This is a genomic window from Caulobacter sp. Root1472, from assembly GCF_001426985.1.
Classification (GTDB): domain Bacteria; phylum Pseudomonadota; class Alphaproteobacteria; order Caulobacterales; family Caulobacteraceae; genus Caulobacter; species Caulobacter rhizosphaerae.
Window position 1 is genome coordinate 50,406 of sequence record NZ_LMFX01000049.1, and the last position, 18,128, is coordinate 68,533.

An 18,128-nucleotide genomic window follows, 5' to 3' on the forward strand; every position below is an offset into this window, starting at 1 on the left:
CTCCCCTCCCGGGCGGGGCTATCGCATATGCGTTGAGCCGGACCGGACGGGTGGACCGCTCTCTTGACGCCAATTCTCCCGCACCGCACAAACGCCCCAAACAAAACACGCGTTTGAGGGAGATATGAGCATGGCGGACGATATCCGGTTCGACGGTCAGGTGGCGATCGTCACGGGAGCGGGCGGGGGCTTGGGCCGGCAGCATGCGCTGGAGCTGGCGCGGCGCGGGGCCAAGGTGGTGGTCAACGATCTTGGAGCCAGCGTCGACGGCTCGGGCGGCTCGTCCGAGGCGGCCAAGGCTGTCGTGGCCGAGATCGAGGCCTTCGGCGGCCAGGCCATCGCCCATGGCGCGTCGGTGACCGACGACGCCGGCGTCGCCGACATGGTCAAGACCACGATGGAAAAGTGGGGCCGGATCGACATCCTGGTCGCCAACGCCGGCATCCTGCGCGACCGCACCCTGACCAAGATGGAGCTGGCCGACTTCGAGGCGGTGATCCAGGTCCACGTGTTCGGCACCTTCAAGCCGATCAAGGCGGTCTGGGACATCATGAAAGCCCAGAACTACGGCCGCATCGTCGTGACCACCTCGTCCTCGGGCATGTACGGCAATTTCGGCCAGTCCAACTACGGCGCGGCCAAGATGGCGGTGCTGGGCCTGATGAACACGCTGAAGCTGGAAGGCGCCAAGAACAACGTCAAGATCAACGCCATCAGCCCGGTCGCCGCCACCCGCATGACCGAGGGCCTGATGCCGCCGGAGGTTCTGGAGAAGCTGAAGCCGGAATATGTCACCCCGGGCGTGGTCTATCTGGTGTCGGAAGACGCCCCGACCGGCGCGATCCTGACCGCCGGCGCCGGCGCCTTCGCCCTGTCGCGGATCTTCGAGACCGAAGGCGTCTATCTGGGCGAGGGCGGCCTCTCGGCCGAGGAGGTTCGCGACAACTGGGACAGCATCACCGCCGAGGCCGACCAGAAAGCCTACTTTAATGGCGGCGAACAGGGCGCGAAGTTCTTCCGCAAGCTGGCGGGCGGTTAATTCCGCTCGCGAAGGCGAGATCTTGAATTGTGACGCGGAAGAACGTGGCGTAGATTTCCCTTACGTCAGCTTTTCCGCGTCCTTTTCAGGCAACTTCAAACGTAACTGACAGAACATCGAAATATAGATCCCGTTCGACGCCGACATTCTTGGGCGCTCTGCACAAAATTCACGGTTTTGCGAATAAATAGCAACGGTTTTTGACTGGATGCGTTAGAGCGACGGCAACCGGCGCCACCAAGGGCGCCGGAGCTTCCTCCCCAGAAGGTCGTCTCTCATGTCCATTACGCGTATCTCCCTCGCCGCCGGCGTGGCGCTCGCCGCGCTGGTCGCGGCTTCCCAGGCCTCGGCCGCCGCCTTCTACCTGCAGGAACAATCGGTGCGCGGCGCCGGTCGCGCCTATTCGGGCGAGGTCGCCGACCGCGGCGCCGCCAGCCTGTGGTGGAACCCCGCCTCGATCGCCGGCCTCGACAAGAACGAGATCTACGGCGGCGTGCACCTGGTCCAGGTCGACTCCCAGGTCAACAACGCCGGTTCGACCCTGACCCGCCCGGTCATCCCCGGCGGCTTGACCACCCCGGTCGGCGGCGAGCCCTATGCCGGCGGCCCGATCAACAACGGCATCGTGCCCAACCTGGCCGGCGCCTTCCGCGTCAACGACAAGCTGGCAGTCGGCCTGTCCGTCGCCGCGCCCTACAACTTCACCACCGACTACAACAGCCGCAGCTGGACCCGCTACGACGCCCTGAAGTCGAACCTGAAGACCATCGACGTCAACGGCGTGATCGCCTACCGCGTCAACGACATGCTGGACCTCGGCGTAGGCGTTTCGGCCCAGTACACCGACGCCGAACTGAGCTCGGCCCTGCCCAACCTGTCGCCCCTGCTGCCCGACGGCTCCTCGTCGCTGAAGGGCGACGGCAACTGGGACTACGGCTGGAACGTCGGCGCCCAGTTCCACGCCACCCCGGCCCTGACCATCGGCGCCTCGTATCGCTCGGAGATCAAGCACAAGCTGGACGGCCACGTGGTCGTCTCCGGCCTGCTGGGCCCGCTCGCCGCGGCCAATGTCGACACCGACGGCAAGGCGACGATCACCACTCCGTGGATGGCCAACCTGGGCGCCCGTTGGCAGGTGACCGACAAGACCACCCTGAACGCCTCGGTCTCGCGCATCGGCTGGAGCGAGTTCGACCAGATCGTCGTCACCTATCCGAACGGCGGCAGCGTCAGCGAGCAGAACTACAAGGACACCACGACCGTGGCGGTCGGCGTCGATCATGACGTCAACGACAAGCTGACCCTGCGGGCCGGCGTGCAGTACGATCCGACCCCGACCCCGGACGTCGGCCGCACCGCCCGCGTGCCAGACGGCGACCGCATGCTGTACGCCATCGGCTCGACCTGGAAGGCCACCGACGCCATCCAGTGGGACGCGGCCTTGTCGTACATCAGCTTCGACGACACCAAGATCAACCGCACCGAAACGATCTATCGCGGCACCGCCGCGGCGACGACCCTGAATCTCAAGGGCGACGTCGGGGGCTCGGCCGTGGTCTTGTCGACGGGCCTGCGCTGGAGCTTCTAAGCCCTGGCGTGAGTTGACGAAAGGAGGCCGTCCGGAGCGATCCGGGCGGCCTTTTTCTTTTGATCCTCCCCCGCAGGGGAAGCCCCATGGCGAACTATTCCTTCACCCCGTCCCACAGCGCCTTCGCCGCCCCGACGAACGCCTTGGCCGCGGCGCTGTCCGGCGCGCGCAGCACCACGGGGGTCCCCGCGTCGCCCGCCTCGCGCACGACGATCTCGATCGGGACCTGGGCCAGGACCGGCACGCCCAGCGCCTTGGCCTCCGCCACCCCGCCGCCGGCCCCGAAGATCGGGATCGGGGCGCCCGTGGCCGGGTCGGCAAAGAAGGCCATGTTCTCGATCAGGCCCAGGATCGGCGTGGCGGTCTTGCCGAACATCGCCGCGGCCCGGCGGGCGTCGATCAGGGCGATCTCCTGGGGCGTGGTCACCAGCACCACGCCGTCGATCCTCAGCTTCTGCACCAGGGTCAGCTGGATGTCGCCGGTGCCGGGCGGCAGGTCGACGACCAGCACGTCCATCGGCGCGGCCTCCGAGCCCCAGGCCACGTCGTGGATCATCTGGCGCACGGCCGACGACGCCATGGGACCGCGCCAGATCATCGCCTTGCCCTCGTCGACCAGGAAACCGATCGACATCAGCCTGATCCCATGGGCCTCCAGCGGTTGCAGCTTGCCGTCCTCGAAGCTGGGCTCGCCGTCGACGCCCATCATCCGCGGGGCCGAGGGCCCGTAGACGTCGGCGTCCAGCAGCCCGACCCGCAAGCCTAGGGCGGCGAAGGCGCAGGCCAGGTTGGTGGCCACGGTCGACTTGCCCACCCCGCCCTTGCCCGAGGCGACGGCGATCACGTGCTTCACATGGGCCGGCTTCTCGGCCTCCGGCGGCGGGACCAGCCTGGCCTGGCCGTCTTCGGAAACCTTGGCGCCCTTGCGCACCCGCGTCGCGCCCTCGGCGGCCTGGGCGGTCAGCACCACCTGGGCGACGTCGACGCCCGGCAAGCCGGCCAGCACCTTCTCGGCCGCCTCACGCACCGGGGCGTAGGTCGCCGCCTGGGACGCCGGGACCTCCAGCATGAAACCGGCGCGACCGGCGCGGACCACCAGGCCCTGCACCAGACCGGCCGCCACCAGGCCTTCGCCGGAGACCGGATCGACGATCAGGTTCAGCGCCGCGCGGGCGTCGTCGAGGGTGGCGGGGGAAGCTGCGGTCACGGGATTGTCTTGCCTTGTTCTGCGGGGGCTTTCATATCCGCGTGCGGGGGTCGTTTTACAACCCCGCCCTTCGTTGTGACGGAAGACCAAGCCGCCCATGCCCTGGAACGACAACGCCGGCCCCGGACCCTGGGGATCCCCGCCGCCGAACGACGGCAAGAAGGACGCGGATCGTAACCGGGGCGAAGAGCCGCGTCCGAGCGGTCCCGGCGGTCCGCCGCCGCCCATCGACGTCAACGCCCTGCTCGAACGGCTGTCCGACCGGATGCGCCAGGTCCTCGGCGGCCCGCGCCGGTCCCGCGCGCTCGCCATCTCGGCGGCGGTGGCTGTCGGCCTATGGGCGATGTCCGGATCGTACGTGGTGCAGCCCGACGAGCAAGCCGTGGTCACGACCTTCGGCGCCTATTCGCGCACCGCTTCGCCCGGCCTGCGCTATCACCTGCCCTTCCCGATCGAACAGGTCGAGAAGGTCTCGGTCACCTCGCTCCAGCGCATCGACGTGGGCGGCGTTCCCACCGCGCCCCTGCCCGACGAAAGCTTGATGCTGACCGGCGACGAGAACATCGTCGATCTCAGCTTCTCGGTTCAGTACCGCATCTCCGACCCGGCCAAGTACCTGTTCAACCTTCGTGACCCCGACGCGGCGATCAAGGCCGTGGCCGAGAGCGCGATGCGCGAGGTGATCGGCAAGACCGCCCTCCAGCCCATCCTGACGACCGCCCGCGGCCAGGTGCAGGACCAAGCGGGCAGCCTGACCCAGGCCATTCTCGACCGCTATCAGGCCGGCGTGTTCATCGACGGCGTGCAAATCCGCGCCGCCAACCCGCCGCCACCGGTGATCGCCGCCTTCCAGGACGTCACCGCCGCCGGCCAGAACGCCGAGTCAAACGCCAACATCGCCCGCGGCGAAGCCGCCAAGGTCGTGCAGGCCGCGCGCGGCTACAGCGCCCAGGTGGTCCGTGAAGCCTCGGGCGAGGCCGCTCGCTTCAACCAGGTCTATGACCAGTACAAGCTGGCCCCGGCCGTCACCCGCGAACGCCTCTACATCGAGACCATGGAGCGCGTGCTGGCCCGGTCGAACAAGGTGGTGGTCGACAGCAAGGGCGCCAGCGCCCCGATCATTCTGCCCCCCGACGCCTTCCGCCCGCGCACCTCGACCGCTCGAGTCACCTCTTCCACGCCGGCGGGAGCCAACTGATGACCGATCGTCGCCTGTTCGCCGGAGCCGCCTTGGCCATCGGCGCCCTGATCCTTCTCTCCCAGACCGTCTATCAACTGGACCAGCGCCAGCAGGCGCTGATCGTCCGTTTCGGCGATCCGATCCGCGAGGTCGAGTCGCCCGGCCTGCACCTGAAGACGCCCTTCGTCGAAAACGTCGTGCGGTTCGATAATCGCAGCATCGCGCTCAACGTCGACCAAGAGGAGATCATGGCGTCGAACGCCCAGCGCCTGGTGGTCGACGCCTTCGTCCGCTATCGCGTCACCGACCCGCGCCAATTCTACCGCACCCTGCGCGACGAACGCACCGCCGCCGACCGCCTGACCCGCCTGGTCAACTCATCGCTGCGTCAGGAACTGGGCCGGGCCTCGTCCGAGGAGATCGTCTCCGGCGGTCGCGCCGCCCTTACCAAGCGGACTCGCGACGACATGGTCCGCCGCGCCGCGACCTCGAACCTGGGCGTACAGGTCATCGATGTGCGCATCAAGCGCGCCGACCTGCCCGAGGCCAACCAGCAGGCGGTCTTCGAACGCATGCGCACCGCACGTCAACGCGAAGCCGCCGAACTGCGGGCCAAGGGCGAGCAACAGCGGCTGGAAATCATCGCGACGGGGACTGAGGAAGCCGAGAAGATCCGCGGCCAGGCCGATGCCCAGCGCGCCCAGTTGTTCGCCGAAAGCTTCGGCCGCGACCCGGGTTTCGCCGCCTTCTATCGCTCGATGTCGGCCTACGAGAAGGCGCTGGGCCAGGGCGACACCACCCTGGTGCTGTCGCCCGACAGCGCGTTCTTCAAATATTTCGAGAAGGGTCCGGCGGGCTGACCTGATCCTTCTCCCCCTTGCGGGAGAAGGAAGTCCCGGCTGGACGGCTCTAAGCCGCCGCCTTCAGCAGGTCCATGACCACGTGCAGGCTCTCCGCGATGTGCACGCACTTGTCGTGCATCTCTTCATTCGGATCGAGAATGTCCGGCACCATGATCGTCATCATCCCCGCCGCGTGGGCCGCGCGGACGCCCGGGTGGGAATCCTCCAAGGCCAGGCACAGGGTCGGGTGCACGTTCAGCCGGCGGGCGGCTTCCAGATACGGGTCAGGATGCGGCTTGTGGCGGACGACGTCGGCGTTGGCGACCACCGCGTGGAAACGTTTGACCAGGTCGAAGCGGCCTAGATAGCGGTCGACGGCTTGGCGGCTGTTGGAGGTGGCGATGGCGCGCGGCACACCCAGGGAGTCCAGGTAGTCGAGGATCTCCATCACCCCGGTCTTCAGCCGCACCTCGGCCTCAAGGATCGCCTCAACGTCGGCCCAGGTGCGGGCGAAATAGTCCTCGACCGGGAAGCCGGCGCCGTAGAGCTCTCGCAGCATCATCCCGCATTCCGGGTTGGTCTTGCCGACCATCGAGCGGTAGGTGGCGGCCGTGAAGTCGACGCCAAACGCCTGGCCCGCCTCGATCATCGCCGCCTGGTAGACGGTCTCGGTGTCCAGCAGCAGCCCGTCCATGTCGAACACCACCGCCCGAATCTCTTCCGGAAAGGGGACGCCGCGTGGGAAGGTCACGAGGCGAACTCCGCGGCGGTGTAGCCCTGGAAGTAGAGCAAGGCGGTGAGGTCTGCGTGGTCGACCTTGGCGTGGGCCTGGGCCGCGACGATCGGCTTGGCGCGGTAGGCGACGCCCAGGCCCGCGGCCTCGATCATCGCCAGATCGTTGGCGCCGTCGCCCACGGCCAGGGCGTCGGCGGGGGTCAGTCCCAGCGCCGCGGTCTCCTCCCGCAGGGCCGCCAGCTTGGCCTCCTTGCCCAGGATCGGATCGCCGACCGTGCCAGTCAGGAGGCCGCCCGCCTCGATCAAGGTGTTGGCGCGGTTCAGGTGGAAACCGGCGGCGTCGGCGACGCGCGAGGTGAAGAAGGTGAAGCCCCCCGAGACCAGGGCGCAGCGAGCGCCGTGGGCCGCCATGGTCCGCACCAGGGTCCGCGCCCCGGGATTGAGCTTCACGCGGTCGTCGTAGCAGGCCTGCAGGGCGTCAACCGACAGGCCCTTGAGCATGCCGACCCGCTCGCGCAGCGCGCCCTCGAAGGCCAATTCGCCGCGCATCGCCCGTTCGGTGATCTCCGACACCTTGTCCTTGACCCCGGCGAAGTCGGCCAGTTCGTCCAGGCACTCCACATTGATGATCGTGGAGTCCATGTCGGCGATCAGCAGCCGCTTGCGGCGGTTCTCGACGGGCTGCACGGCGAAGTCGACCGGCAGGTCGCCGACGGTGGCCTTCACCGCCTGGTGCGTCTCGACCGGCGGCGAGTCGGCCAGCAGGTCCAGCGCGCCCTCCCCCAGCGGAATATCCGACGTGATCGCCACGGCGGCGCGCACGACGGCGGCGGCCTGCGCCAGGGCGGCAGGGTCGGGCGAGACGAGTGTGATCGCGAGCATGACGGGGCGGCTATTGGAGGAAGCCGCCCGCGTCAACCTTCAAGCGTTCCGAAGGCTCAGGATTGGGGCGCGGCCACCGACATGCAACGGCTGAACACCGCCATGGCCTGGTCCTTGCCGCCGCCGTCCTGGTTGATCTTGGCCGACAGCGCGGCCACGCCTCGGCGGTACAGCGTCGAGGGCGTCGAGCCCTGGGCCACGCCCTCCGCATAGGCCTTGTCCAGCACCTGGCCGCCGCTGACGCCCAGCAGCTTGAACATCGGGACCATCGCCGCCCCGGCGCCGTTGCCCTGCGAGAACTTCGCCGCCAGCTGTGGATTGCGCTGCAGCACCTCGTCGATGGTCACCAGCATCACGCCGCAGCCCAGGCGCTCGTCCAAGGTGGCGGGCCCTTCGGCTTGAGGCGCCGTCTCGGCGGTCGCCTGGGCTGGCGTGGTGCGATCGCCCGATGCGGCCAGGGCCGAAGACGCGGTCAAGACAAGAACGCCGGCCAGGATGGCGCCGAAGGTGGTTTTCATGGTTTGTCCCCGATAACGCGAACCCCTCGAGACCGGAAAAGGACTCGACCCGAGATTGCCTGATACAAAGATCGTCCTTATCGCCGGGCCAACCGCCAGCGGCAAGTCCGCCCTGGCCCTGAAACTGGCGCGCGAGACCGGCGGCGAGATCGTCAACGCCGACTCCATGCAGATCTATGCCGGCCTGCGGGTGCTGACGGCCGGACCGTCGCCCGACGAGCTGGCCCAGGCGCCGCACCACCTGTTCGGCGTCGCCGACGCCGCCGACGGTTGGTCGGTCGGGCGCTGGCTGGCGGCGGCGACTCACGCCTTGGCGGAGATCGCGGCGCGCGGCCGTCCTGCCATCTTGGTCGGCGGCACGGGCCTCTATTTCCGCGCCCTGACCCACGGCTTGGCCGACGTGCCGCCGGTGCCTGAAAGCCAGCGCGAGATCTCGGCCCTGCTCTACGCGGCCCAGGGCGAGCCCGAATTCCGCGACGTGCTGGCCACGCTCGACCCTCAGGCCGAGGCCCGTATCGAGGTCGGCGACCGCCAACGCCTGGTCCGGGCCCACGCCGTGGCCGTGGCCACCGGCAAGTCGCTGACCGCCTGGCAGACCGACACCCGACCGGCCCTGGCGGCGGGGAGCTGGCGGGGCGTCGTGCTGGAGCCGCCGCGCGCCGAGCTCTACGAGCGCTGCGACACCCGCCTGGGCCTGATGGTTGAGCACGGCGCCCTGGACGAGGTGGCGGCCATGGAAGCGCGCGGCCTGGACCCGTCCCTGCCCGCCCTCAAGGCCGTCGGCTACCGCGAACTGGCCGCTCATCTGCGGGGCGAGACGAGCCTGGACGAGGCGCTGGAAGCCGCGCGGCAGGAGACGCGGCGCTACGCCAAGCGGCAGATGACCTGGTTCAGGAACCAGACGCCGGATTGGGAGAGGGTGGTTCCATGAAATACGCGCTGACGCTCTTCGCCTTGGCCGGCCTCACCGCTTGCGCCACGCCGGATCCCGTCGAGCAGCCCAGCTACGCGCAGCTGGGCATGGTCGTCGATAGAGACTCCAAAGGAGGATTGCTCTTCAGTCTTGGCTTGCCCGAACCGCTCAACGGCGAGCGCGTCCGGCTCTATACGCACCGCATGGCTTTCCGACCCTGCGCTTGGCGAACCGCTCGCCCAATGACCTTCAAGGCCGCCGACGTCGGGATCGTCACGATGATCGACGGCGGTGTCATCAAGGGCCCCGCTGCGCAAAGCCGGGAAATGGCGGCGACGTTCGACCGGCTGATCGCCGAACGCGGCCTGCGGGTGACGTCTGAGGAGACAGCCTGCGCCAAGTCGCTGATGGATCAGATCGCTTTCAGCGAAGATGCAAACTAGGGAACATTCATGACCGAACTCGCCCGCCTCGCCGCCGCCGTCGCCGCTCGCCTGACTGAGCGGGGTGAAACCGTCGCCGTGGCCGAATCCTCGACCGGCGGCCTGATTTCGGCGGCCCTGCTGGCCGTGTCCGGCGCGTCGAAGTTCTATGTCGGCGGCGCGGTGGTCTACACGGCCCGCGCCCGGCTTACCCTGCTGGACATCCCGCAGAAGGCCATGGACGGCCTGCGCTCGGCCAGCGAGCCCTACGCCGTGCTGCTGGCCCGGGTGGCCGGCAAGAACCTGAAGGCGACCTGGGGACTCTCGGAAACCGGGGCGGCCGGGCCGGACGGCAACCGCTATGGCGACGCGGCGGGTCACAGCTGCGCCGCCGTGGTCGGGCCGGACACCGAGGTCAGTCTTACCGTCGAGACGGGCCTGGACGACCGCGAGACGAACATGCGGCGCTTCGCTGAGCACGCCCTTGCCCTGCTCCTGGAACGCTTGGGTTGAATTTCGCCTGACGGAACGCCGTTGCGCCGGCGCAACGGGTCGTTTCTTGCGTCAAAGCGCGCCTTGACGCCCTTGGGCGAGCATGGCATTCCCCAATCATCCATTTGGAGCAACACTCGTGCGCAACACCATGATCGTACTTATGGAGCGGCCGTTCACGGCGTGACCTCGAAGTCACGCTGATAGATCGGTCGCGCGCACAAAGGTCCTTCGGGGCCTTTTTTCTTTTCCGCTTCTCCGCTTCCCGCCGCCTCGCTTCCCAACCCCAGGGATCACCGCCATGACCGCCCACCAGACCATCGAGAGCTCGGCCGCCGTCGACACCGCCTCCCGCGCCATGACCGGCGCCGAGATCGTGGTCCGCGGCCTCGTGGACCAGGGCGTCGAGGTGCTGTTCGGCTATCCGGGCGGCGCGGTCCTGCCGATCTACGACGCGCTGTTCCACGAATCGCGCCTGCAGCACATCCTGGTTCGCCACGAGCAGGGCGCAACCCACGCCGCCGAGGGCTACGCCCGCAGTTCGGGCAAGCCGGGCGTCGTGCTGGTCACCTCGGGCCCGGGGGCGACCAACGCCATCACCGGCATCATGGACGCCCTGATGGACTCGATCCCGATGGTCGTCATCACCGGCCAGGTCCCCACCCACCTGATCGGCACCGACGCCTTCCAGGAAGCCGACACGGTCGGCATGACCCGCTCGTGCACAAAGCACAATTACCTGGTCAAGGACGTCCGCGACCTGCCGCAGATCATCCATGAGGCCTTCAAGATCGCCACCACCGGCCGGCCCGGCCCGGTGCTGATCGACATCCCCAAGGACGTCCAGTTCGCCAAGGGCGAATATTACGGCCCGACCGAAGTCGCCTCGACCCACGCCTACAATCCGCGGGTCAAAGGCGACCAGAACCGCATCGCCGAAGCCGCCCGACTGATCGCCGGCGCTCGCCGACCGATCTTCTACACCGGGGGCGGCGTCATCAACGCCGGTCCCAAGGCGGCCGAAGCCTTGCGGGAGTTCGCGGCCCTGACTGGCGCGCCGGTCACCTCGACCCTGATGGGCCTGGGCGCCTTCCCGGCCGCCGACCCGGCGTGGCTGGGCATGCTGGGCATGCACGGCACGTTCGAGGCCAACAACGCCATGCACGACTGCGACGTGATGATCTGCGTCGGCGCCCGCTTCGACGACCGGGTCACCGGCCGGCTCGACGCCTTCTCGCCGGGCAGCAAGAAGATCCACATCGACATCGACGCCTCGTCGATCAACAAGAACGTCCGCGTCGACCTGCCGATCGTCGGCGACGCCGGCAGCGTGCTCGAGGACCTGATCGCCGCCTGGAAGGCCGCCGGCCACCAGGCCAACAAGGCCGCCCTGACCGACTGGTGGGCCCAGATCGACCAGTGGCGCGCCCGCCAGTGCCTGAACTACCGGCGCTCCGACACGGTCATCAAGCCGCAGTACGCCATCGAGCGCCTGTACGCCCTGACCCGTGACAAGGACGTCTACATCACGACGGAAGTCGGCCAGCACCAGATGTGGGCGGCCCAGTTCTTCCGGTTCGAGGAGCCCAACCGCTGGATGACCTCCGGCGGCCTGGGCACCATGGGCTACGGCCTGCCCGCCGCCCTGGGTGTGCAACTGGCCCATCCGGGCGCCCTGGTCGTCGACATCGCCGGCGAGGCCTCGATCCAGATGTGCATCCAGGAGCTGTCGACGGCGATCCAGTTCAACCTGCCGGTCAAGATCTTCATCCTGAACAACGAATGGATGGGCATGGTCCGCCAGTGGCAGCAGCTGCTGCATGGCGAGCGCTACAGCCACTCCTATTCCGACAGCCTGCCCGACTTCGTGAAGCTGGCCGAAGCCTATGGCGCGGTCGGCATCCGCTGCTCGGACCCGGCCGAGCTGGACGGCAAGATCCTGGAAATGATCAACAGCGACAAGGTCGTGGTCTTCGACTGCCGCGTCGAGAAGCACGAGAACTGCCTGCCGATGATCCCCTCGGGCAAGGCCCATAACGAGATGATCATGGGCGACGTCGAGGACATCGGCAACGTGATCGGAGCGGCGGGCGCGGGACTGGTCTAACGCACTGCGTCCTTCGAGGCCCTCCTGCGGAGAGCGCCTTAGGATGAGGAATTCAGTAAGGTCGCGGTTTTTCTGCTTTCGTGTCGTCCACATCCTTCCTCATCCTGAGGTGCGAACCTGAAAGGTTCGCCTCGAAGGACGCAGGGCCGATGTACGATCTCAACAGCGCATGGGTTTACATGCTCCAGTGCCGCGACGGTTCATACTATGTCGGCTCTCATCGAGGACCGGATGTAGAGGTGCGCGTCGCTCAGCATCAAGAGGGTCGCCGCGGCGAGTACACAGCCTGTCGGCTTCCCGTGAAGCTCGTATGGTGTCAGCCCTTCCAATACATCGTCGACGCTATCGACACCGAGCGTCGGATCAAAGGTTGGTCCCGCGCCAAGAAAGAAGCGATGATGCGCGGCGATTGGGATGCACTACCGTCCCTGTCGCGTCGTCGCAGCGGCAAACCCAAACAACAAGAGCACAGAGTCAGAGCGCCCTAGATGACCGACCTCCAACCCGCCTCCGCCTACGACATGGCCCCGAACGAACAGGTCGAGCAGACCGCGACCTTCGCCCTGCTGGTCGACAACGAGCCGGGGGTGCTGCACCGGGTGGTCGGACTGTTCGCCGCCCGCGGCTACAACATCGAGAGCCTCACCGTCGCCGAGACCGACCGCAAGGCCCACACCAGCCGGATCACCGTGGTCACCCGCGGCACCCGTCACGTGCTCGACCAGATCGAGGCCCAACTGCACAAGGTGGTTAGCGTCCGCCGCGTGCACGACGTGACCCGCGATCCCAACGGCGTCGAACGCGAGCTGGCGCTGGTCAAGGTGCGCGGCCAGGGCGTCGACCGCGTCGAGGCCCTGCGCATCGCCGAGATCTTCCGCGCCAAGCCGGTGGACACCACCCTGGAAAGCTTCGTGTTCGAGATCTCGGGCGCGCCGTCGAAGATCGACAAGTTCCTGGACCTGATGCGGCCGCTGGGCCTGGTGGAACTGTCGCGCACCGGCGTGCTTTCCATCGAGCGGGGTGTTGAAGGGATGTAGCCATGACGGGCGCGATGCTTCTGGCCGGCCTGCTGACGGGGTTCGCCCTGGTCGGCCAGCAGCCCGCCGCCCAGGCTCCGCCCGCCCCGCCGCCCGATCCTGCCGTTTGGTGGTCGCCCGAGATTCCCAAGCCGCCCCCGGAGCAGGACCCGTTTCAGGGCCGCCGCCTGCGCAAGGGCGAGCAACTGGTTCCGATCGACAACGGCGTCGATCCCCTGCTCTACCGGCTCTGGGGCCTGCAGCCCCTGCAGAGCCAGCTGATCAAGCCCGGCGAACTGGTGCTGGAGGTCTGGGCTCGCCCGGCCACAGGCGTGCGCCAGGCGGTGGTTCGGGTGACCGTGCGCCGCGACGGCCGCGCCTTCGTCCAGGCTCGCGCCGGCCTGGGCTGCTGTACGCCGGAGATCGGCCGCCGCGTCGACATCGATGCCGAGCTCGCCACCCAGCAGATCCCGCCGCTGAAAGCCCTGGTCGGCGCGCCGATGTGGAGCCAACCGCGGTCGGTGATCGTCGACTATGGCGGCGGGGCCGTGGAGCCGGTGTGCCTGGAGGGCGTCTCGTGGGACGTCACCCTGCTGGTCCCCGGCCAGGCCCGCCACCTGCGCCGAGCCTGTGACGACGCCGAGGTGGGCTCCATCGCGCCGGCCCTGGCCGCGGCGCTGTCGGCGGCCTCGGGCCGCGACGCCCGGTTCGACGCGGTCTTCGCGCGCGGCGGCGACTTCTCGCGCCAGCAGCGGGCCTACGACTCCCTGATCGCCTCGGGCGGTCAGTTGAAGCCCGGCGAGAACAACCGCCCTCAGCCACCGGCGGCGCCGTTGCCGCCGGAAGACCCGCCAACCGTAAATACTCGCCCATAGGGACGAGATCAATCTTCGATTGTGGCGCTCGCGGCGCGATGCAAGAGTGAGCGCTCCAGGAGGAGTCCACCATGCGCCCGTCAAAAACCTTTAAGATTCTGGCCCTGTCGGTCGTCGCCGCTTCGGCCCTGGCCGCCGGCGTCGCTTTCGCCCTGCCCACCCACGAGGTCGAGACCTACTACTATTCCGACGCCTCCCACACCGAGGAGGTCGGACACACATTGCTCGCCTGCAACGGTCACTTCTTCTCGAACGGCGTGCAGACGGCGTATGCGGACGTCACCTCCACGCCCTGCGATTAAGCTTCCGACAGACCACTGCGGTTATGACCTCAGTGGTCCGCCGTTCCGCCGAAGCTAGCCGACCTTCAGTACGTTGAAGCGGTAGAGCAGCGCGCCCAGCACGGCGCCGATCGCCGGGGCGACGAAGAACAGCCACAGCTGCGCTACAGCCTGGCCGCCGACGAGGATGGCCGGGCCGAAGCTGCGGGCGGGGTTGACCGAGACGCCGGTCACCTGGATGCCGACGATGTGGATCACCGCCAGGGCGATGCCGATGCCCAGCCCCGCGAAGCCTGGGGCGGCGTCGGTGCCGGTCGAGCCGAGGATGACGATCACGAACAGGGCGGTCATCACCACCTCGAACGCAAAGGCGGCCTCGACCCCGAAGCCGCCGCCGTAGCCCGTGCCCCAGCCGTTCTGGCCCAGGCCGTGCGCCGTGCCGCCGGCGATCAGCAGCAGCACCGCCGCCCCCGCCGTCGCGCCGACGAACTGGGCGATCCAGTACAACCCCATCTCCTTGGCGCTCATCCGCCCGGCCACGAAGGCCGCCAGACTGACCGCCGGGTTGACGTGGCAGCCCGACACCGGACCGATGCCGTAGGCCATCGCCACGATCGCAAACCCGAACGCCAAGGCTATGCCAAGTTGTCCGACATGGTCGCCGCCCAGCACGGCCGCACCGCAACCGAACAACACAAGAGCAAACGTGCCGATGAACTCGGCAACAATTTTTGACATTTCGCGATCTCCCGCTCCGCGCCCGCACTTCACCTTGAAGACAAGCGGTACAACCTTGTCTCTATTTGGCGAGTCCTGGAATAGGGGAAATGCGCTGGCGATCGGCGGGCGACCGACGGGCGTCAGGTCTCCAGCAGCATGTCGGGCCGGCCTCTCAGGCGGGCCGCGTCGCGCAGGGGCGGAGCCCCGAACAGCCGCGCGTATTCGCGGCTGAACTGCGAGGGACTGTCGTAGCCCACCGCGTGGCCGGCCGAACCGGCGTCCAGCCGCTGGGCCAGGATCAGCTTGCGCGCCTCCTGCAGGCGGATCTGCTTCTGGTACTGCAGCGGGCTGAGCGCCGTGACCGCCTTGAAGTGGCGATGCAGGGCCGAAGGGCTCATCCGCGCCTCGGCCGCCAGTTCCTCGATGCTGAAGGGCTGGTTGAAGTGCTGGGTGATCCAGCCGATGGCGCGCTTGACCTGGCGCATGCGGCCGTCGGCGCGGGCGATCTGGGCCAGGCGCGGCCCCTGGTCGCCCAGCAGCATGCGGTAGAGGATCTCGCGCTCGATCAGCGGGGCCAGCACGGCGGCGTCACGCGGCGTGTCGATCAGCCGGACCATCCGCATCACCGCGTCCAGCAGGGGCGGATTGACCTGGCTGACGGCCATGGCTCCGACCAGCGGCCCGGCGTCCTGGGCCAGCGCCGGCTCGCCGCCCAGCTGCAGCAGGAGGTCGCCGATCACCGCCGGGTCCAGCGTCATCCGGAAGGACAGGTACGGCGCCTCCGGCGAGGCTTCGACCACCTGGCCGATCACGGGCAGGTCAACCGAGGCGACCACATAGTTCAGCGCGTCGTAGACCAGGACCGATCCGCCGCTGAGCACCTGCTTGCGTCCCTGGGCCACCACGCAGACCGCGGCGCCGAACACCCCGTGGGTCGGCTCGCTGGGCTGGCTGGCGCGATGCAGGGAGGCCTTTTCGCAGACCTTGTGATCGCCGTCCGTAGGCGCGTATCGTTCAATCAGAGCGGCGAGTTCGCCCGGCTCGACCATCGACATTTCCTTTTTCTGATGGCGCTTGCCCTACACCCGGCGCGGGGGGCCGTCACCTCCGCCAGACATGATGTGCAGGATCGTGCAATCAAGGAGCAGCATCGGTCTATCGCGAACGACGATCCATGGGTCATGGTGGGGATGTCCCGCCCCCGCCGCCATCGCCGCCCCTTCCCGAGCTCTCGGCCACAGCCGTCGGCCCAGGACCGGACGACGCGGCGGCCGTCCGCCCCCGAGGATGTCATGACCCGCTACACGCCCCGCCGGCCCCAGGCCGCGCCTCGGTGGTTCGTCGCCGCCTGGCTGACCGCCACCGCCCTCTTCACCGCCGCCTCCGCCCTCAGCGGCGCCGCATGGGGAGCTGTCCATTGACCGGCCGCCGCGTCTCCGGCGTCTGGGCCAGCGCCGACGGAGGCGTCAGCCTGGAACTGCGCCCCGACGGCCGCTTCGACGAGCGCCACGAAGGGGAACTGGTGTTCGCCGGTCATTACGAGCTGATCGGCGACGACATCCGGCTGTTCGAGGACGGCGGCGGCCAACTGTCGGGCCGCCTGACCGAGGGCCGGCTGAGCCTGGCGCCGCCGCCACGTCCTGCGCCCCACCCTCGTCAATGGCGGCGTCGCTCTTCCCATGGCGAGCCTCACCCCCTATATTGAGGGCGTTCGGGTTCGCCCGGACTATGGGGATAAACGCGCACGTAATAAGCGGACTGGACCCGGGTGCGATTCCCGGCGGCTCCACCAAAACCTCCCGAGTTATCACGGGACTTCATGGGGCCGATCAGCATCGACAGACGTGTAAAGGTGTATGCTTTCTCTCGGCGTGGCTCACCGTATCGGGCCGCTAAACTAACTGCGAACGATAACTTCGCTGAAGAGTTCGCCATCGCCGCGTAATGCGGTGCGGGTGATCTCGCCTCTTAAGTCCTAGGGGTTCAGATCCTTAGGCGGGGCCCGGAGGGAGCCTGCCAACAGAATCCCTCCACTTTCCACGACATCGCCGAGGCTCCCTCCTCTTCCTTGCTGAAGGATGAGGGAGCCTGCCAACAGAATCCCTCCACTTTCCACGACATCGCCGAGGCTCCCTCCTCTTCCTTGCTGAAGGATGCGGGAGCCTGCCAACAGAATCCCTCCACTTTTCACGACATCGCCGAGACTCCCTCCTCCAGCAGCAGGGAAAGCCGTCGGGCCAATTGTAAAATTCCCCTACTCCCCCACCTTCTCGCCGCCCCTGCGACACGCTACTCTGCGCGCTTCGTTCCAGTTCCCGCCTTACGATGGACCGCATGGCCCAGACCAATCCGCCTGAAGACCTGATGCAGTACGAGGCGATGGCCCAGGACGCCCTGCGCGGCGTCGTCAAGGCCGCGCTGAAGAAGGCCGCCGCGCCCGGCGGCCTGCCCGAGCCGCACCATCTGTACATCACCTTCAAGACCCAGGCGGCGGGCGTGTCGGGCCCCCAGGACCTGCTGGGCAAGTATCCCGACGAGATGACCATCATCCTGCAGCACCAGTATTGGGACCTGGCGCCGGGCGAGACTTTCTTCTCGGTCACCCTGAAGTTCGGCGGCCAGCCCAAGCGGCTGTCGATCCCTTATGCCGCGGTGACCCGGTTCTACGACCCGTCAGTGCAGTTCGCCCTGCAGTTCGAGGCGCCCGAGATCGCGCCGCAGGAGCCCGAGCCGGAGCCGGAACCCGAGGTCGCCGCCGCCACCGAAGGCGGCGAGGAAGCGCCCAAGATCATTTCCCTCGACCAGTTCCGCAAGAAGTAGCCGGGTGAGCGACATCGCCCCGAACGATGTGGCTTTCGATGCGCCGCAGAGCCTGACGGACGAGGCGATCCTGGCGCGCTTTCAGACGTCCAAGAACCCGCCGGGCAGCGCCCGCACGCTGGGCTTCCACATGCTGTCGGTCAACCAGGTCGAACGCCGGGTCGAGATCGCCTTTGCGCCCTCGGTCGAGGCGGTCGGCAATCCCATGGGCCAGGTCCAGGGCGGCTTCGTCTGCGCCATGCTGGACGAGTGCATGTCGGTGGCGGGCATGATCGCCTCGGGCATGACGTCCGTCGTTCCGACGCTCGAGATGAAGACCAGCTTCCTGCGTCCGGCCCTGCCCGGCCCGCTCAAGGGTGTCGGCTGGGTGGTCAAGCAGGGCAGGACGGTCTGTTTCCTGGAGGGCGAACTCTACGATCCGGAAGGCCGGCTGCTGGCCCGGGCCAGCGCTACCGCGATCCCGACGCCGTTCTCGAAGTTCAAGACGTAAC

General features: G+C 68.0%; 23 protein-coding genes and 1 other RNA gene. 18 read left to right on the plus strand and 6 right to left on the minus strand.

Translation table 11 applies throughout. The annotated features are described in order from the left end of the window. Positions 1 to 130: 130 nt before the first annotated feature. Positions 131 to 1,039, plus strand: coding sequence for an SDR family NAD(P)-dependent oxidoreductase (locus ASD47_RS22895; protein WP_056762109.1), 909 nt, complete (start codon positions 131 to 133; stop codon positions 1,037 to 1,039). A gap of 277 nt (positions 1,040 to 1,316) precedes the next feature. Continuing rightward, positions 1,317 to 2,627 (plus strand): outer membrane protein transport protein, encoded by a 1,311-nt coding sequence (locus ASD47_RS22900; RefSeq protein WP_056761842.1) that lies wholly within the window; start codon positions 1,317 to 1,319, stop codon positions 2,625 to 2,627. Positions 2,628 to 2,721: 94 nt separating this feature from the next. Here ASD47_RS22900 and ASD47_RS22905 read toward each other — a convergent pair whose 3' ends face one another. Then, positions 2,722 to 3,834, minus strand: a complete 1,113-nt coding sequence (locus tag ASD47_RS22905) for an Mrp/NBP35 family ATP-binding protein (protein ID WP_056761844.1) — start codon at positions 3,832 to 3,834, stop codon at positions 2,722 to 2,724. A 97-nt stretch (positions 3,835 to 3,931) separates the two neighbouring features. On the opposite strand from ASD47_RS22905, the gene hflK reads away from it, so the two are divergent. Further along, positions 3,932 to 5,032, plus strand: a complete 1,101-nt coding sequence (hflK, locus tag ASD47_RS22910) for an FtsH protease activity modulator HflK (RefSeq protein WP_056761845.1) — start codon at positions 3,932 to 3,934, stop codon at positions 5,030 to 5,032. Next, entirely contained in the window at positions 5,032 to 5,874 is an 843-nt protein-coding gene (gene hflC, locus ASD47_RS22915; protein ID WP_056761847.1) for a protease modulator HflC, read from the plus strand. Before hflK ends, hflC begins: the two co-directional genes overlap by 1 nt. Positions 5,875 to 5,923: 49 nt before the next feature. Here hflC and ASD47_RS22920 read toward each other — a convergent pair whose 3' ends face one another. From ASD47_RS22920 to ASD47_RS22930, 3 genes are read right to left on the minus strand one after another with little or no spacing between them, the layout of a single operon-like run. Then, the gene (locus ASD47_RS22920) at positions 5,924 to 6,571 is read right to left on the minus strand and encodes an HAD family phosphatase (protein ID WP_255355541.1); all 648 of its coding nucleotides are present in this window, start codon (positions 6,569 to 6,571) and stop codon (positions 5,924 to 5,926) included. Positions 6,572 to 6,603: 32 nt separating this feature from the next. Next, on the minus strand, positions 6,604 to 7,473 hold the full coding sequence (serB, locus tag ASD47_RS22925; RefSeq protein ID WP_056761849.1) for a phosphoserine phosphatase SerB: 870 nt from the start codon (positions 7,471 to 7,473) through the stop codon (positions 6,604 to 6,606). 56 nt (positions 7,474 to 7,529) lie between these two features. Further along, positions 7,530 to 7,991, minus strand: coding sequence for a hypothetical protein (locus ASD47_RS22930; protein ID WP_056761850.1), 462 nt, complete (start codon positions 7,989 to 7,991; stop codon positions 7,530 to 7,532). A gap of 55 nt (positions 7,992 to 8,046) precedes the next feature. Between ASD47_RS22930 and miaA the strand changes: the two genes are divergently transcribed. The 9 genes from miaA to ASD47_RS22965 all read left to right on the plus strand — a co-directional run bounded on the left by miaA (position 8,047) and on the right by ASD47_RS22965 (position 14,118). Beyond that, positions 8,047 to 8,922, plus strand: a complete 876-nt coding sequence (gene miaA / locus ASD47_RS22935) for a tRNA (adenosine(37)-N6)-dimethylallyltransferase MiaA (RefSeq protein ID WP_056761852.1) — start codon at positions 8,047 to 8,049, stop codon at positions 8,920 to 8,922. Beyond that, positions 8,919 to 9,347, plus strand: a complete 429-nt coding sequence (locus ASD47_RS22940) for a hypothetical protein (RefSeq protein ID WP_056761854.1) — start codon at positions 8,919 to 8,921, stop codon at positions 9,345 to 9,347. Before miaA ends, ASD47_RS22940 begins: the two co-directional genes overlap by 4 nt. A 9-nt stretch (positions 9,348 to 9,356) precedes the next feature. Continuing rightward, positions 9,357 to 9,839, plus strand: a complete 483-nt coding sequence (locus ASD47_RS22945; RefSeq protein ID WP_056761855.1) for a CinA family protein — start codon at positions 9,357 to 9,359, stop codon at positions 9,837 to 9,839. A 118-nt stretch (positions 9,840 to 9,957) separates the two neighbouring features. Continuing rightward, entirely contained in the window at positions 9,958 to 10,005 is a 48-nt protein-coding gene (locus tag ASD47_RS28340) for a hypothetical protein (protein WP_369744215.1), read from the plus strand. Positions 10,006 to 10,119: 114 nt separating this feature from the next. Next, positions 10,120 to 11,925: an acetolactate synthase 3 large subunit gene (locus ASD47_RS22950; protein WP_056761857.1), complete on the plus strand. Its 1,806-nt coding sequence runs from the start codon at positions 10,120 to 10,122 to the stop codon at positions 11,923 to 11,925. Positions 11,926 to 12,074: 149 nt separating this feature from the next. Further along, positions 12,075 to 12,413 carry a GIY-YIG nuclease family protein gene (locus tag ASD47_RS26345; RefSeq protein WP_082564764.1) on the plus strand — a complete coding sequence of 113 codons (339 nt, stop codon included), beginning with the start codon at positions 12,075 to 12,077 and terminating at the stop codon, positions 12,411 to 12,413. Continuing rightward, on the plus strand, positions 12,414 to 12,962 hold the full coding sequence (ilvN, locus tag ASD47_RS22955) for an acetolactate synthase small subunit (protein WP_056761859.1): 549 nt from the start codon (positions 12,414 to 12,416) through the stop codon (positions 12,960 to 12,962). Positions 12,963 to 12,964: 2 nt separating this feature from the next. Then, positions 12,965 to 13,816 carry a hypothetical protein gene (locus ASD47_RS22960; protein ID WP_056761860.1) on the plus strand — a complete coding sequence of 284 codons (852 nt, stop codon included), beginning with the start codon at positions 12,965 to 12,967 and terminating at the stop codon, positions 13,814 to 13,816. Between the two features lie 71 nt (positions 13,817 to 13,887). Beyond that, on the plus strand, positions 13,888 to 14,118 hold the full coding sequence (locus ASD47_RS22965; protein WP_056761862.1) for a DUF6289 family protein: 231 nt from the start codon (positions 13,888 to 13,890) through the stop codon (positions 14,116 to 14,118). 54 nt (positions 14,119 to 14,172) lie between these two features. On the opposite strand, the gene ASD47_RS22970 is transcribed toward ASD47_RS22965, so the two are convergent. Together ASD47_RS22970 and ASD47_RS22975 are read right to left on the minus strand one after the other, a co-directional pair. After that, positions 14,173 to 14,835: an aquaporin gene (locus ASD47_RS22970; protein ID WP_056761864.1), complete on the minus strand. Its 663-nt coding sequence runs from the start codon at positions 14,833 to 14,835 to the stop codon at positions 14,173 to 14,175. Between the two features lie 122 nt (positions 14,836 to 14,957). Further along, on the minus strand, positions 14,958 to 15,866 hold the full coding sequence (locus tag ASD47_RS22975; protein ID WP_056762111.1) for an AraC family transcriptional regulator: 909 nt from the start codon (positions 15,864 to 15,866) through the stop codon (positions 14,958 to 14,960). Between the two features lie 243 nt (positions 15,867 to 16,109). On the opposite strand from ASD47_RS22975, the gene ASD47_RS27995 reads away from it, so the two are divergent. From ASD47_RS27995 to ASD47_RS22995, 5 genes are all read left to right on the plus strand, one after another. After that, positions 16,110 to 16,238 carry a hypothetical protein gene (locus ASD47_RS27995; RefSeq protein ID WP_255355536.1) on the plus strand — a complete coding sequence of 43 codons (129 nt, stop codon included), beginning with the start codon at positions 16,110 to 16,112 and terminating at the stop codon, positions 16,236 to 16,238. After that, a complete protein-coding gene (locus ASD47_RS22985) occupies positions 16,235 to 16,522 on the plus strand; it encodes an Atu4866 domain-containing protein (protein ID WP_056761867.1) in 288 nt (95 codons plus the stop codon). The genes ASD47_RS27995 and ASD47_RS22985 overlap by 4 nt, the downstream gene beginning before the upstream one ends. Continuing rightward, positions 16,488 to 16,852, plus strand: a transfer-messenger RNA (tmRNA) gene (ssrA, locus tag ASD47_RS26350). The genes ASD47_RS22985 and ssrA overlap by 35 nt, the downstream gene beginning before the upstream one ends. 299 nt (positions 16,853 to 17,151) lie before the next feature. Then, positions 17,152 to 17,637, plus strand: coding sequence for an SspB family protein (locus ASD47_RS22990; RefSeq protein ID WP_056761869.1), 486 nt, complete (start codon positions 17,152 to 17,154; stop codon positions 17,635 to 17,637). Between the two features lie 4 nt (positions 17,638 to 17,641). Beyond that, positions 17,642 to 18,127 (plus strand): PaaI family thioesterase, encoded by a 486-nt coding sequence (locus ASD47_RS22995; RefSeq protein ID WP_056761871.1) that lies wholly within the window; start codon positions 17,642 to 17,644, stop codon positions 18,125 to 18,127. The last annotated feature ends 1 nt before the right edge of the window (position 18,128 follow it).